Source organism: Pelosinus sp. IPA-1 (genome assembly GCF_030269905.1).
Lineage (GTDB): Bacteria > Bacillota > Negativicutes > DSM-13327 > DSM-13327 > Pelosinus.
The window spans coordinates 1-14,550 of sequence record NZ_BSVC01000004.1; the positions used below are offsets into that span (position 1 = coordinate 1).

A 14,550-nucleotide genomic window follows, 5' to 3' on the forward strand; every position below is an offset into this window, starting at 1 on the left:
ACGTCCAGGAGTAGTTGGCTTTTCATTGGGAAGCGGCCACTTTGCCAATGGCAGTAAAGACGTCACCATTGACGGGGCCACAATCAAGGGAGATTCGCGGCGTAGTAAGGGTATTCATGCAAATGTAACGATGAGAGTAGACCCCATTCTTAAAAATACAGGTCTTCAAGATCTTGTAGGTGGAAGTATCTGTTTTTATGATACCAAGGTAAAATTACTAAAGGCGTAGTAGAAAGGAGGCGGGATATCCCGCCTCTTTTCTACGTGTAACTACCCCATTAGCACTATAGATATTATAATTCATTGAATAGGATATAAAAGTAATTCATTCTTAATTACATAAGTTAATAGCATGGTTGATAAATGTAATAGGGATAGGTATGCTGCTGCTTATCAATTCTAATTCTTCTAATCGGGTTTCAACAAATGTTAGGATAATAGAACGCAGAAGGTATCATATCAAACAACGAAATTTATCCTCATTTGCACAATTAGCAGGAAATAGCATTTAAATAAAGAAGATACCCAAAGCATAGTGGTATACTTTGGGTATTTTGCATAACAGATATTGTTGGATGATTTGCTAATGATAGGGTATTTTTATCTGACAATTACTTATCAGGGAGGAAAATTGAATGGTAATCAATGAAATGGACTTTGAGCAGGTATATACCGAATTTCAGCCTAGAATTTACCGCTATCTAGTGAGGTTGATTGGTATTAAAGAAGCTGAAGACATAACCCAGGATGTTTTTGTTAAGATTGGTAAGGCATTAGCAACTTTTAATAATCAATCACAATTGTCCACTTGGATTTATCAAATCGCAACTAATGCGGCTATTGATAGAATGAGAAGTCGTTCATTTAAGCAGGAGTCTACCGAATCATATTGTCTAATAGAAGCAGAGCAATGCAAGGAAATAGGATGTTCTTATAAGAAGCCGTCTTTAACGGAAGAAAAGGTTATTCGTAAGGAAATGAACGAATGTATTCAGGGGTATATTGCAATCCTTCCTGAAAGTTACCGGACTGCAATCATTCTTAGTGAAATAGAAGGACTGAAGAATAGCGAAATTGCTTCTATACTGGGGTTAAGCATTGGTACGGTAAAAATACGATTACATCGTGGGAAAGAAAAACTAAAGGAGCTACTTTCTGCAAATTGCACTTTTTATAGAACAGAATGTAATGAATTGGCCTGTGAATCGAAAGGACCCAACGTAATAAGAATAAAGCCGTTTACTTCTATGAAGCACTGACTAAACTAGTCAGTGCTTTTTGCTTACTTTTTAAAATATTTTAGGTGTATCCTTTTCAACGCATCTTCGTCTATAGATTTAGAGGAGGTGATAGGAATGACGTTTGATAAAAGGACAGTAGAATTAATTGCCCTTGGGGCTTCTGTTGCAGTAAATTGCCAACCGTGCCTGCAATTCCACATAAATGAGGCGCTAAAAGTTGGAATTACTGAACTGGAAATTAAAGAAGCAATTCAAGTGGGTAGAACGGTTAGAAAAGGTGCGGCCCATAAAATGGATCAGTTCGTCTCAACTATGATTGAAGATGAACTCTTAATTTCACGCGGGGGAGAAGGTTGTGGATGTCGGTAAAAAGGAGGAATTTTTATGCAATCATTAAATTGTGATATCGTAAGTTCGGAACACTGGGTAGAACATGATGGTATCAAGCTCTACGTTTTTGAAAAGTGTCAAGAAGATTCTTTCCGTAAACCGATTGTGGTCTTAGCCCACGGTTCTGCGACGGCAGGTAAAGAGAGTTTCGACCTTCAAGTACCTGGGAAGCCTTCTTATAGTCTCATGGATTTTCTGGCAAATGAGGGATTTGATGTATTTGCTTTGGATATTAGAGGCTTCGGTCGTTCCACTCATCCCGATGGACACATAACCACTGCGGACGCGAGTGAAGATCTCAACGCAGCCGTTGATTACGTCCTTAAAATAAAAAATGCCGAGAAGATCAATCTTCTCGGTTGGTCCTGGGGCACGCAATATGGCGGAATGTTTATTATGAACCACCCTGAGAAAGTGTTAAAGTATGTGAGTTATGCACAAATGCATGTCGATAGCGCCGACCTCGCCAAAAGACGACCTAAGATTGAGACATTCCGAAAGAACCTATATGTTAACATTCCAGAGGCTGGCTGGAAAGGCCGTTTCTATTCGATGACACCAGCCGAGGTTAATGATCCTGATATTGTAGACAACTACGCCAAGGCTGCCACCCATGTGGAGTTTCGGACTCCCACAGGACCTCAGCTCGACATGGTCACTATAATGCCTATGGTGAATCCTCGACTATTATCGATTCCCACGATGATCATTCACGGTGAGCATGATGATGTGGCTGATGTGGAAGGTTTGCTGCCGTTTTTTAAGCAGATTCCTAACGCTTATAAGCGCTACGCCATAATCCCCGACGCCGGGCATATGATGCACCTTCAAAAGGGGCACCGATTGTTTCAGCACGAGATAGTCGGCTTTTTAAAAGATGCAGTTGAAGTAGAAATAACAGTCAGAGATGGAGCGATGTAAAGGTGCATAAGTTTACTACAAATCTAAGTAAAGAGTTGCCCTGTATTCACGTGGAGGCAGCGAAAGGTATGGAAGAAAAGACTCCTCGGAATAATGAAACAAGTACATTACCTAATTTTGTGGACATAACAAAGGAGCAATCTTTTTGGGATAAGGCAGTTCTATCTTAGGATTAGGTCTTTGACTATCCTGTTACTAGCAAAAGTGTACTTAGTATTATAAGTAGAGAAAGAAGGAAATGCATGACTATAAATAAAAAGGTTTTTACTCCATCACCGTTAATGGTACTAATTTGCGGTAGCATTATTTTAGCACTGGCGCTCGGTACAAGGCAAAGCTTTGGAATTTTTTTAAAACCAATGAGCCTTGATTTAGGTTATAGTAGGGAGACATTTTCTTTTGCCATAGCATTACAAAATCTAGTATGGGGGATTGCTCAGCCATTTACCGGGTGGATCGCTGATAGATACGGGGCAAGTAAAGCATTGCTTATCGGTGCTGTAGCTTATGTGCTTGGGCTCATATTTATGGCTAATTCTTCATCCGGCATAGGTTTAACCCTTAGTGCTGGCATGCTAATAGGTATAGGACTTGGCGGAAGTAGTTTTGCGGTTGTTTTTGGTGCGCTCGGTCGGGCATTTGACCCGAGTAAACGGAGTCTGGTGTTGGGTATAGCAGGAGCGGGTGCTTCTTTCGGAATGTTCGCCATGGTGCCGTATAGCCGGTTTTTTATAAATTACTGGGGGTGGTTTGAGTCTTTAATTGTTCTCGCAATTACCTGCGCCTTGATGTTTCCTCTTTCCTTAGGCTTGATAGAAAGAAAAGATCCATTGGAAGAAAAACGTGATACGAAAGCTGCATTAACTGAAGCTTTTAATCACCGAGACTTTTGGCTACTAGGCCTAGGGTTTTCGGTTTGCGGTTTTCAAGTGGTTTTTATTCTTACTCACTTTGCGGCTTTTATTCAAGATAATAGTCTATCTTTAGCAGTTGCAGCAAATGCTTTAGCAATTATAGGATTCTCTAATATGTTTGGCTCCTATCTTGCGGGATATTTAGGTGGAAAGTATCCAAAATCGTATTTGTTGAGCCTAATCTTTTTTCTCCGCGCAATAGTGATTACAGTATTTATTGCAATGCCCATTACCGAGATATCAGTATATGTCTTTTCAGCTGCCATAGGCTTGATTTGGCTAGCGACGGTACCGTTAACGAATGGGATTTTGGCGAGTGTTTTCGGAGTGAAGTATCTTTCGACGCTTTCGGGGATTGTATTTGTCATGCACCAAATAGGTAGTTTTACAGGAGGATGGCTAGGTGGGCTTCTATTTGACTGTACTGGTTCTTACCAAACTATCTGGATAACAACAATAATCTTGAGTATTGTTGCTGCTCTTTGTTATTTGCCAATCAAAGAAAGGTCTATTAATGATCTCAAAGCCGAGTTGCAACAAAAAAGCGTTAGCTCTTAGCCAATTCAATTGCGCAACCAGCAGACAGTGGCTGCGGGTGTAGTTGTTCAGGTTAAATACTTTTACTTTAACATTAAATATATGCATAGGGGGAGGAGTTAACATGTCAATCGGATGTGGAGAAAGAAGTAGCGAGGCAAGAATCTGCCCAGAGGGAGCACGATACGTAGAAAAAATATTGGCTGGACCACCTAGAACAGCTATCATGGCCTGTGAAGGTGGTTGTATTAAAGGCGAGGTTGCCCGCGTTGCCGCTAATATATTGGCGTATCAACTTGAGCGGGATGCCGCTGTTAGGATTTGTTTGGGGGACGCTGTGACAGGGGATTCTGGTTTTTTGGAACTGATAAAGCAGGCCCCAAAAACAATTGTGATTGAGGGGTGCTTTTTACATTGCGGCACAACAATTATGAAAACACGGTTGCCGGGTTTTGACCCTGTGGTCGTGGAAGCAATTCGTTTATATCGCTTTGACCGAGATAAGTATTTCGAAATTTTTGATATGCCGCGTGCGGAAATTGAGCAGTATGCGAAACAGGTTGCCGACTATGTGCAACAAACCTATTTTCAGGGGAAGAGTGTGGAAGGAGCCGTTTTGCCTCCCTGTTGTGGTGGCAGCACATCTTTCCAATAGGTTTGCAGTTCATGTGCTGCCGCCTTAACGGGTGGTGATGCTTGGCTTGTCTCACTCATGATGACTCATCTAGACACAACAACAAGCCGGAGACTTTTGTCCCCGGCTTGCTGTTGGTAAGGGTGGGCCGCTGTCGTGCTGCCAGGGTAATTACTGGTCGGCAGCAATCGGCGTAAACTTTGTCCGCTTGTGCAGTTGGTTTTCCAATATCTCTTTAGTTATTTCGGCAGCACCGCGTACATAGACGGCGCATTGTCCGATATGTTCAGCTGACAGCCATTCTACTTTACGGGTCAAAACCCGGCAGCAGGTGGCCCCAAATTGTTCTTTAAATTCATCATGCAACTGATTGGTAATGGTAAAAGCTGGGTCTTCTGACTCCTCCGCCGTGTTGCGGCCGGCAACTAAGCTCAATACGATGGCACTGCCGGTCACACAGCCGCAGCAGCATTTTGAGCCACCTAGGCCCACGCCGAATGCCGTGGCAATTTTATACCATTCTTTGGTCAAACCCAAATCATAGTCATCACTGAACGCTTTTAAAATGGCCTCGCTGCAGTACAGGCCACCGTCAGTAAACTCTTGCACCGCTTTGTCGACGGTAGTGATTGTTCCGGGAATATTCGCCATTTTTTCTACCCCCTTATTTTTAATATGATTTGCTGAGCAAAAAGAAAAAGGCTAATACATCTCCTAGCGAAGATGTATTAGCCTTCAAATTTTTTGATCAGCTATCTATTAAAAATTAGCATAACAAAAAATAAATTGTTTGTCAATGCTCCTTCTTCTTGCAACCAGCCCTGCCGAAGAGCGGTGTTGCCACAGCATATCCTCGTAGCGAATTTTCGTTCAAATTTGAGATATAATGGTTAACTACTTTCAGAGAGATAAGCACTTTAATCTGTCATTAATACTTTGCATTACATTACAATATGTCACAGGATTTTCCATTTATTTATAGAAATTATATATTAAATATGGTTTTTTTGTTGTTTTAACACAGGAATTGGAATAATTATCTAGAAATTACTAAGTTAGTAAACCACTATAAATGAGGGAGTGAGTGTATGAAGGATTGGAGAAAGCTTTGGGCGTATGGGTCGGCAACAGCTCTATGGTTTGCTGCTCAATTGGGTTTGGTAGATGCACCCCATGTTGAAGCTAAGCATATACAGCCCAATGATGGAAATTTGAGAATCACCGGAAATGAACCTATTTATCTTGATAAAACGAGTACAATTCAGAACTCATTAGAAGACATCTTTGCCAATGATAATCTTGATCAATTTGCGCATTATTCTCACCGTTCCCACAGCTCCCATCGATCACATTCTTCGCATAGCTCTCACTACTCTCACTATTCCAGCACAGGTGGCAGTGGAGAAGGTGGTGGATATTATAGCAGCGCGCCTGCTACACCTGAAGATGCGATGGATATCCGTGCAATCCAAAAAAAACTTAATGAACTAGGATACGATTGTGGGACTGTGGATGGTGTTAAAGGGGCTCAAACCAGGGAATCTATACGGAACTTCCAAATGGATTATGACCTCTCAGTCGATGGAATCGTTGGTGAAGGGACTAAAAGAATACTCGAATCTGTTGACCTAATCAGCATTCAAAAGAAGCTCAAACAACTGGGCTATGATTGCAATACCATTGGTAATAGGGATGAAAAGACAATACAAGCCATTAAGGATTTTCAAGCGACAGAAGGACTCGATAGCTATGGAACCATCAATCGCGTGACTAAAGAAGCTGTTGAGAAGAAAGAAATTCCTAAACAAGTAAATCCTGAAACCGCAAAATCAAAGACACAAAATAAGTATGATTTTAAATCCAATTCAGGTCGGTAGGTGATTAACATAGAAAAGATACAGAACAGGCAACCTTTTATTACTGAGACGGAAGCGGGTGTATTCTTAGTAAAGTTGAAAAAAGAATTTTACGAACAGGAGGCTGTTATGCAAGCCTCCTATAAATTTACGAATACCTGTTTTATTAAGATTGATGCTATGGAAGAGGGGTATGTAGGAATATGGTTTAAAGCTAAGCTCGAATTACATGTAGATCCCGAATTGCTCCTATGTGAATTTTGCAATGAAGTACTAGACCAACAGGTGAGGCTTGATCTCGAAAAACGTTACGGAACCATTCGAGATAGTATTTATCAATTTGCCTTCGCTCCCATTAAAGACCGTATTGAGGATCTGGATGGGTAATATGATGAGGAATGAATATAGTATATTGCCTTTTACTTTTAAACGGTTACCACACCGTAAGATGCTTATGGTCAATCAGAGTGGCGAATTTATCTTTGTGAGTAGTAATGATTTTAATGATTTGTTAAATAATGATTTATCTGCTGGTAGTCCCACATACTTTGAGCTTAAAGGTAAGCATTTTCTAGCAGATACCGATCTAGATATCGCTCAGGAAATGGTAGCCACACAACTACGCAGCCGTAAGAGTTTTCTTCGTCATTTTTCTTCCTTACACATGATTGTTGTAACGGCGCGGTGTAACTTCATTTGTGATTATTGCCATGCATCTAGTGCAGCTCTTGAGCAGCAAAGAGTTGATATGAATTGGAAAGTAGCGAAGAAGACTGTTGATCTGATTTTTTCTTCTCCTTCACCGGTACTGAAAATAGAATTTCAAGGGGGAGAGCCTCTACTAAATTGGCCGATCATAAAGGAAATTTTCCATTATGGGACATTTCTTAATCGTTTTGCCAAGCGACAGCTAGAATTTGTTATCTGTACCAATCTGACGCTGCTAACAGAGGAAATGATTGATTTTATTAAGGAGCATAAAATAGCCATATCCACTTCTCTAGATGGTCCCAAGTTGATTCAAGATCTGCACCGCAAAACCCGTGAAGGATATAGTGGATACGATGTATTTCATAGCAATTTACAACGGTTACGTGAGAGAATTGGGCACGATGGTGCCTCGGCTTTGTTAACCATTACGAAGACCAATCTTAGTAAATTGCAGGAAGTCATTGATCATTACGTGGAACTCGGGTTTGATGGTGTCTTTTTACGGGCACTAAACCCCTATGGATTTGCACGTCAAAACATGGAACAACTAGGCTATTCTGTAGAAGCGTTTGTTAGTGAGTATAAAAATATATTACAATATTTGATTGAATTAAACCTGCAAGGTATTCCCTTTGCAGAATACTATACAACGCTTTTATTACAACGAATTTTCACACCTTTTTCAACGGGATTCGTAGATTTGCAATCTCCTTCAGGAGCTGCCATCAGTGGTGTTATTTATGATTATAACGGAGAGGTCTATCCTACAGATGAAGCGCGGATGCTTGCTCGTACAGGTGATAAGCACTTTAGAATGGGACATGTTCTAAGAAACAATTATGAAGAAGTCTTTGGTGGATCATTAGTGAAGGAACTGGTTAAAAAGTCCTGCATTGAAGTATTACCTGGTTGTGCTTCTTGCGTATATCAAGCTTATTGCGGTGTAGATCCAATACGAAATTATGTAGAAACCAAAGATATTGTCGGTCATCGACCCAGTAGTGATTTTTGTAAAAAGAATACAATGATTTTAGATCATTTATTTCAATTAATTGATGAAAATGATCCGGATGTCATAGATGTATTTTGGTCTTGGATAACACGACGTCCTTTGGAGGAAATTCGCCATGATAAATTTAGTAGGAATAGCCCTTAATTTTCAATACCCCATTATTGGGATTGTTACAACCACACCATTAAACCCTTTCATACGAAGAGAGCGAATATTTGTTTCCACGAAAATTAATTCTTCAGTTTTCGGCTATGCTTGTTGTATCACAAGTCAAAATGTTGTTGCTATACCACGCGGCAGTTTTGTTCACTCTGTGTCCCAAACGGAAACATTAATAGATGGTGATATTGTATTAGTTACTCCTGAAGGACGAATCAATGTCATGCACCGAAGTTGCGATGCAGATCATACTGTCTTTATCACAAACCGTTGTAACAGCCGTTGCATCATGTGTCCGCAGCCTCCAAGTAATGATCCGCCAGATTTACAAGATATAAACGAAAAGGTATTGTCTTTAATAAAGGCTGGTAGCTTACAACACATTGGAATTACTGGGGGCGAACCCACGGTTGTCTTAGATCAGCTCTGTCAAACGTTAGTCTACTTGAAAAGTAACTTTCCTAATGCATTTATTTCTCTATTAACCAATGGACGTAGATTGAGTGATTTTAATTTAGCGAAACAAGTCGTTGCAGTAAAAAACAAGAAGTTGCTGTTCTGTATTCCTCTTTATGCAGATAATGATGTCCAGCATGATGCCATTGTAGGCGTACCTGGTGCATTTGCCGATACAATACAAGGAATTTATAACCTCTATCGTTTGGGACGAAGAATGGAAGTTCGCGTTGTTGTAATGCGACAGAACTTTGCTCGCTTAACAGCAATATCAGAATTTATCTACCGTAATATGCCCTTTGTTGCCCATATCGCTTTTATGGGTATGGAGTATACTGGAGAAGCCGAGCAACATTTAGAGGATTTATGGGTTGATCCCGATGAATATAGTCAACAATTGTATGCGGCAGTATGGCACTTGCATCGACGAGGAATGAATATATCCATTTATAATATTCCACTCTGTTTGTTAGCAGAGCCACTATGGCGATTTGCCCGGGATAGTATATCTACTTGGAAGAAGAATTACTTGGAACCATGTAATTCTTGCTCAGTAAAAGAAAAATGTGGTGGTGTATTTGGAACTTCGGCCGTACAAAGTGAAAATATATCACCTTTATCCTTATAAAAATCATAACTAAGTTGCCAGGAGCGTTATAAAGAAACATTAGAAGATGTTGAGAGAATTATATTTTATACTGAAGGAGTACTATACATGCCATATCTAATTCTTTTTATTATAGTTATTGCTATCTTTTCGTACCTTGGACAACTCTTCCAAGAAGTCCTTAGATACCTTCACTCCATTCCTCAACCTATCATAACGAATACGGGATTTTTTCTAGTCTCTTTAGTTATACTTTATCTAGCCAATACTCTATACCACTACTATACTACAATTTCCAATCACTCCTGTTCCATTACCCAAACTACCGAAAAATACCAATCTCTAATATCTCAAATTAAATCTATACAACGACAATAGAATTAAAAAGAGTGCAACGGAATCGTTCCACTCTTTTTAATTTACACACTACCATTTCTTAAAAAGGAGATTTTTCATGCCTACTGTATCAGCCTGTTTTAATACTATTCAATCCATTATAAAACAAAAATGTAACCAAACTCCTTTCAATGTTACTGGTGAAATATCGGACTATTATGAGCCAACTTACAATACCACTTATGCAGTACTCAGCCTAACAGAAATAACCACTGAGGCTATCCATAAACTAAAAGTTTATGTTCCGATTCAAGTATTGCGCCAAACTTCTATTCAACTATGTAATAAACAAATCATTGAAGTAACCGGCGCACTAAACTTATATAAAGGTTCTTTACAAATTATTGCAAATAGTATTGCGATTATCAAAAACGAAGAACAAATAAAAAAACCATATCCTTTCTTAACACATAAAAAGGCACTTCCCGATATTATTGCGAGTATTGCCATCATCACAAGTGTTAACGGCAAAGTATACGGTGACTTAATAAATAACCTAAAATACGGACAAGCAGAAGTATTTGACACCAACATGCAAGGTCCTACCACTGCAGCAGATATAAGCCATCAAATCAATCTCATTAACCAATCCCAAAAGAAATACGACTGTATATGCATTATACGAGGTGGGGGAAGTGAATCTGATTTCTATGGTTACAACGGTCATAGTCTAGCCGATGCCATTAAATCATCCAATATTCCCATCTTAACCGCCATCGGTCACGATGGCAACCAATTCCTCTGCGATCAAGTAGCTGATAACCCATACTTTTTCTCAACTCCTACCTCCATCGCAAACTATCTTTCCAACCATCACGATAAATTGCTTAATGAATATAATCAACGAATACCGAAACCACTTTCATTCACCCAGAAATTCGGCATGCTTCCTTTTAAAAAGATTGTATTATGTCTTATAGCGATTTATTTAATATATAAATACTTACTCAGTTGAGTAAAATGAAATTATAATTTAAAAATAATTTCTTCTTTATAAATTACGGATATATATGACAGTTTATGAAGCTTATGGAATAAATGTCGTAGCTACTTATGCCGTAATATTACAAAGAAAAACTCAATCAGCAAAATCTGTTGCGTAGATTGGGCTGTAATAGTTTTTAAATAGAGCATAGTGTAAAATAATAGACATATAGAAACGGAACGACCTATTGAATAAAGGAGTGATGAAAATGCGCCAAAATCATAAAAGTCACATTTTAAAACTTAAACAAATAGCTAAATATAAGGCTATTAAGATATTTAAAGAATATAGACTTTACATGGCTGATGTGCCAGCTGTAGTAAAAATGCTAACGATTCACAAAATAACTGTTGAAAAAGTAAAAGAAGCTATTATTTATTTTTATCGTGGTTATAAGGAAAGCACTGATTATTGATAAAAAATGCTCTGGAAATAATAGAAAACAGAAAAAAGAAAAAAGAGGCACAAGTACTAATCAAATGATCAACTACCTGATTTTATGCCGGTTGAGGCGGATATTGATAGGAGTGTTTACAATGGCAAAAGACCCTGAATCCCGTGACTGGAAAATTGACAAGTATATTTCTAAATGTATCGCAATAGACCCCGACAAAGAACCACCTTCCTATGAAGAAGTAGGGCAGATTATTGATAAATGGGACAATATGGGGAGACATATCACATATCCAATGGCAGGGGATTTGTGGAATCAGATTGAATGGCAAAACGCGAGGAATGTGAATGAGTTTATCAAACAAAATTTTCCTAACGAAATTAAAATAGAATTATTTTATGGGCAAAATAGGCTAATTAAAAGAGTAATTTTGCCAGATGGAATAGAGAAAGTTGTTGCATATAATTCGGAAACTGGTGAGGTCGGATGTGTTGATATTAATAATACAGCTTTGATAGAAAGTATACTAAAAGGGCTTGATGAGCCTATTAATCAAATTTCAAAAATCAAACCAGTTCTCGAAACAAGAAAACCACATGAGATTCTTTCCTCAATGAGAGACGCAATACGCGCTAATGAAGAAAGCAGATTTATTGCAAATGTACCTGGCGGTTATAAAATGGGAATGGTGGAACTAAAACAGAGAGATAAAAATGAAACGTGACAAATTCATTTGCATTTAAGAAAACTCACTATTTGGGGGAGTGTGATGAATTTGAAACTTCTGTACTGTCCGATGTGCCATGAAATTTTCAATCTTACCTATAAGAAGTTACACTTTTTAAATAAAATCCGTAGTCTATACTTAGGATAACCCATTAATAATAGCTGTAGTTACTTTGTAAGTATATTTATTATATTGAGCTTAGTGCAGATGCACTTGAAATTCTGGACATGATCAAGGATGAAGGAATTGAAGCTCAAACATTAAAAGATATAATACAATTTAAAAAACTTACTCATGAAAAGAGCATAGAACTTTCATTTTAAAGCTGTTGTGATGTTGTGACAGAAACAACAGCTTTTGTCACACCTTCTTATGAAGTTTGTTCTAGGGAAAATTGCCCCAATTATGCAATCTGTAAACGTTATTTATTGCTTTTTTATCTAAAATATAAAGATATGTTGAAGGGGTAAAATTTTATTTCTCCCAAGGGTAATTTAGAGGATTTACGAAAATGTAAAAAGCTAATCGGGATGGAGGAAATGTTCTGATTAGCTTTTTAGAAAGTTGTTGATCTAAAAAGGCCATAAGTCCGAGTTATATTCACGATTGATGTTGATTAGTCTCGTTAAGAGGGGTGATATTATGCGTACTGTTGATAGGATTTTGGCGACTTCTGACGTTCATGGAGAGAATAAAAAACTTCTTAGTTTACTAGAAAAAGCGGCATATGAACCAGATAAAGACTTATTAGTAGTCTGCGGTGATTTAGTAGACAGGGGGGAAGAAAACCTAGCTACTCTTACTACCTGTATTGATTTACAGAAAAAGGGAGCAATCATTTTAAAAGGCAATCACGAGAAATTTTTAGAAGAGTGTTTGAAAGAAATGATAATCAATGACACTATTTCTTCTGAAAATGTAAATCTTTGGGTAGGTCATAATGGTGGGGCGAGTACCTATGACGAGATAAGGAATCTATCTCAAAATGAGTTAATTAATATTCTGAAATTCGTTCGAAGCCTACCTACCTATTTCACAAGTGGCACATATATCTTCAGCCACGCCGGCGCTGATACAAGAAAGCCTGTTGAAAAAAATAGTGAGGATGATTTAATTTGGATGGAGGACAGGTTTCCTTATTGTTCGGCATATAAAAATAAAATAATGGTCTTTGGGCACGTACCCACTTGGCTACTGTACTCATACGATAAAAAATTCAAAAAGAAAAATGCGAAAATATGGTATGACAAAACTTGGAATGACAAAATCGGTATTGACTGTGGTGGAGTCTTTGGGGGGAATTTGGCGGCAATAGAGTTGCCAACCTATCGAGAATTTTATGAATAGGAGTTTGATGTTATTTTGCTTACAAAAGAAGATATTAAAAAAGCAAGAGATTTTGATGATGCCGCAATGGAAGCAGGCGGCTATCTAGACACCACCTTTGAGGCACCATCATATAGACTTCGTGATATGTACCGATGGGCTAGAGAACAGGGAAAAGATGTTGAAAACTTAACTGAAAGTGAACGAAAACAGTTTTTAGTTGGTAAAAAAATTTGGTTAATCCGTCACGGGGAGAGTACAGCTAATGCCGGGGCCATTACAGATAATCACAAAACCATTTCTTTATCTCCTGCCGGACAAATACAAGCTGAACAGATAAGCCACTCATTCCAAGAAGCACCAGCCTTAATCATTACCTCACCCTTTACCCGAACTCAACAGACAGCAGAGCCGACAATTAAGCGTTTTCCTAATGTTAGATGCGAGGTGTGGAGTGTAGAAGAATTTACATACCTATCCCCTGAAACTTGCAGAGGGACAACCGCTGCCGAACGTAAGGAACGAGTAAGTGAATACTGGGAACGACTTGACCCCGACTATGTAGATGGTGAAGGTGCCGAAAGTTTTAGTATGCTACTATCTCGGGCACAGACCGCCATTGACCGTCTAAGCCGACTTGAAAGCGGGTTTATAGTAATGTTCACCCATGCACAATTCATGAGGGCTATGTGGGTGCTAAGCACTAATCGCGGAGAGGACGCAAAAGGACTTATGAACCGTTTCAGAGAATTACCACAATTTAATAATTGTGAAATTATCAAGTGGAAGGAATAAAGAATGGAAATAAAGCAGTAGAAATGAAAAAACACGACCTGAAATTTATAGATATAATACTTGAAAATTGCGAGATTATACGAGTTGACGAATCATCCGTTTGCTTGGTACGGAAGATGTATTATGACCGTAGTCAACGCTCGAATGTACGTCCATAGATTCTCTCTGCTGTATTGAAAATGTGAAATACTCAATTGCTCAATAATAGTATGGCTTTATCAGATTTACTTAGTGGTTAAGCAGCATCGAAAATTCATATTAATGTTTAAACTTATATATAAAGCCTTCACGAAGCTAACATACTTGGTGTAGAATTTATTATTGATACGTACGTAATCTCTATGCTAGATAAAATGATGATCCGATACGTGAAATTTTGGGTAATTCGGAAAGTGGACAGTTGTCAATAAAGCTCAATTTAGTCGTTGACCATATTCTTCCTTTTATGATAAAATTTCCTCAGAAAGAAGCCTTTTGGGGAAAGGTTGA

The 14,550-nt window shown here is 38.5% G+C and carries 16 protein-coding genes; 15 read left to right on the forward strand and 1 reads right to left on the reverse strand.

All coding sequences use genetic code 11. The features are described from left to right. The 6 genes from QSJ81_RS09630 to QSJ81_RS09655 form a co-directional block, all read left to right on the forward strand. A partial coding sequence (locus QSJ81_RS09630) for a hypothetical protein (RefSeq protein ID WP_285717209.1) occupies positions 1 to 229 on the forward strand: 229 nt, incomplete at its 5' end. A gap of 406 nt (positions 230 to 635) precedes the next feature. Then, the gene (locus QSJ81_RS09635) at positions 636 to 1,259 is read left to right on the forward strand and encodes an RNA polymerase sigma factor (protein ID WP_285717210.1); all 624 of its coding nucleotides are present in this window, start codon (positions 636 to 638) and stop codon (positions 1,257 to 1,259) included. Positions 1,260 to 1,355: 96 nt separating this feature from the next. Further along, a complete protein-coding gene (locus tag QSJ81_RS09640) occupies positions 1,356 to 1,610 on the forward strand; it encodes a carboxymuconolactone decarboxylase family protein (protein ID WP_285717211.1) in 255 nt (84 codons plus the stop codon). 15 nt (positions 1,611 to 1,625) lie between these two features. After that, positions 1,626 to 2,552, forward strand: a complete 927-nt coding sequence (locus QSJ81_RS09645; protein ID WP_285717212.1) for an alpha/beta fold hydrolase — start codon at positions 1,626 to 1,628, stop codon at positions 2,550 to 2,552. A 242-nt stretch (positions 2,553 to 2,794) separates the two neighbouring features. Beyond that, on the forward strand, positions 2,795 to 4,024 hold the full coding sequence (locus QSJ81_RS09650) for an MFS transporter (protein WP_285717213.1): 1,230 nt from the start codon (positions 2,795 to 2,797) through the stop codon (positions 4,022 to 4,024). A 103-nt stretch (positions 4,025 to 4,127) separates the two neighbouring features. Continuing rightward, positions 4,128 to 4,658, forward strand: a complete 531-nt coding sequence (locus tag QSJ81_RS09655; RefSeq protein ID WP_285717214.1) for a putative zinc-binding protein — start codon at positions 4,128 to 4,130, stop codon at positions 4,656 to 4,658. Between the two features lie 150 nt (positions 4,659 to 4,808). On the opposite strand, the gene QSJ81_RS09660 is transcribed toward QSJ81_RS09655, so the two are convergent. After that, complete coding sequence (locus tag QSJ81_RS09660; RefSeq protein ID WP_285717215.1) at positions 4,809 to 5,288, reverse strand: C-GCAxxG-C-C family protein; 480 nt, start codon at positions 5,286 to 5,288, stop codon at positions 4,809 to 4,811. 437 nt (positions 5,289 to 5,725) lie between these two features. On the opposite strand from QSJ81_RS09660, the gene QSJ81_RS09665 reads away from it, so the two are divergent. From QSJ81_RS09665 to QSJ81_RS09705, 9 genes are all read left to right on the forward strand, one after another. After that, positions 5,726 to 6,514: a peptidoglycan-binding domain-containing protein gene (locus QSJ81_RS09665; RefSeq protein ID WP_285717216.1), complete on the forward strand. Its 789-nt coding sequence runs from the start codon at positions 5,726 to 5,728 to the stop codon at positions 6,512 to 6,514. After that, positions 6,515 to 6,880 carry a His-Xaa-Ser system protein HxsD gene (gene hxsD / locus QSJ81_RS09670; protein WP_285717217.1) on the forward strand — a complete coding sequence of 122 codons (366 nt, stop codon included), beginning with the start codon at positions 6,515 to 6,517 and terminating at the stop codon, positions 6,878 to 6,880. A 1-nt stretch (position 6,881) separates the two neighbouring features. Beyond that, on the forward strand, positions 6,882 to 8,360 hold the full coding sequence (gene hxsB, locus QSJ81_RS09675) for a His-Xaa-Ser system radical SAM maturase HxsB (RefSeq protein ID WP_285717218.1): 1,479 nt from the start codon (positions 6,882 to 6,884) through the stop codon (positions 8,358 to 8,360). Next, the gene (gene hxsC, locus QSJ81_RS09680) at positions 8,332 to 9,459 is read left to right on the forward strand and encodes a His-Xaa-Ser system radical SAM maturase HxsC (RefSeq protein WP_285717219.1); all 1,128 of its coding nucleotides are present in this window, start codon (positions 8,332 to 8,334) and stop codon (positions 9,457 to 9,459) included. The genes hxsB and hxsC overlap by 29 nt, the downstream gene beginning before the upstream one ends. Positions 9,460 to 9,892: 433 nt before the next feature. Then, positions 9,893 to 10,789 (forward strand): exodeoxyribonuclease VII large subunit, encoded by an 897-nt coding sequence (locus tag QSJ81_RS09685; RefSeq protein ID WP_285717220.1) that lies wholly within the window; start codon positions 9,893 to 9,895, stop codon positions 10,787 to 10,789. A 238-nt stretch (positions 10,790 to 11,027) separates the two neighbouring features. Beyond that, complete coding sequence (locus QSJ81_RS09690; RefSeq protein ID WP_285717221.1) at positions 11,028 to 11,234, forward strand: hypothetical protein; 207 nt, start codon at positions 11,028 to 11,030, stop codon at positions 11,232 to 11,234. Between the two features lie 121 nt (positions 11,235 to 11,355). After that, positions 11,356 to 11,937 (forward strand): hypothetical protein, encoded by a 582-nt coding sequence (locus tag QSJ81_RS09695; protein ID WP_285717222.1) that lies wholly within the window; start codon positions 11,356 to 11,358, stop codon positions 11,935 to 11,937. A gap of 645 nt (positions 11,938 to 12,582) precedes the next feature. Continuing rightward, positions 12,583 to 13,287 (forward strand): metallophosphoesterase, encoded by a 705-nt coding sequence (locus tag QSJ81_RS09700; RefSeq protein ID WP_285717223.1) that lies wholly within the window; start codon positions 12,583 to 12,585, stop codon positions 13,285 to 13,287. A gap of 15 nt (positions 13,288 to 13,302) precedes the next feature. Continuing rightward, a complete protein-coding gene (locus QSJ81_RS09705) occupies positions 13,303 to 14,061 on the forward strand; it encodes a histidine phosphatase family protein (RefSeq protein WP_285717224.1) in 759 nt (252 codons plus the stop codon). Positions 14,062 to 14,550 lie beyond the last annotated feature (489 nt).

Bases quoted from the DNA above. Each gene is read 5' to 3' on its own strand.
- QSJ81_RS09690 (WP_285717221.1), top strand. From the start codon at position 11,028: ATGCGCCAAAATCATAAAAGTCACATTTTAAAACTTAAACAAATAGCT.
- QSJ81_RS09695 (WP_285717222.1), top strand. From the start codon at position 11,356: ATGGCAAAAGACCCTGAATCCCGTGACTGGAAAATTGACAAGTATATT.
- QSJ81_RS09640 (WP_285717211.1), top strand. From the start codon at position 1,356: ATGACGTTTGATAAAAGGACAGTAGAATTAATTGCCCTTGGGGCTTCT.
- QSJ81_RS09700 (WP_285717223.1), top strand. From the start codon at position 12,583: ATGCGTACTGTTGATAGGATTTTGGCGACTTCTGACGTTCATGGAGAG.
- QSJ81_RS09665 (WP_285717216.1), top strand. From the start codon at position 5,726: ATGAAGGATTGGAGAAAGCTTTGGGCGTATGGGTCGGCAACAGCTCTA.
- hxsB (WP_285717218.1), top strand. From the start codon at position 6,882: ATGATGAGGAATGAATATAGTATATTGCCTTTTACTTTTAAACGGTTA.
- QSJ81_RS09685 (WP_285717220.1), top strand. From the start codon at position 9,893: ATGCCTACTGTATCAGCCTGTTTTAATACTATTCAATCCATTATAAAA.
- QSJ81_RS09645 (WP_285717212.1), top strand. From the start codon at position 1,626: ATGCAATCATTAAATTGTGATATCGTAAGTTCGGAACACTGGGTAGAA.
- QSJ81_RS09660 (WP_285717215.1), bottom strand. From the start codon at position 5,288: ATGGCGAATATTCCCGGAACAATCACTACCGTCGACAAAGCGGTGCAA.
- QSJ81_RS09655 (WP_285717214.1), top strand. From the start codon at position 4,128: ATGTCAATCGGATGTGGAGAAAGAAGTAGCGAGGCAAGAATCTGCCCA.
- QSJ81_RS09650 (WP_285717213.1), top strand. From the start codon at position 2,795: ATGACTATAAATAAAAAGGTTTTTACTCCATCACCGTTAATGGTACTA.
- hxsC (WP_285717219.1), top strand. From the start codon at position 8,332: ATGATAAATTTAGTAGGAATAGCCCTTAATTTTCAATACCCCATTATT.
- QSJ81_RS09635 (WP_285717210.1), top strand. From the start codon at position 636: ATGGTAATCAATGAAATGGACTTTGAGCAGGTATATACCGAATTTCAG.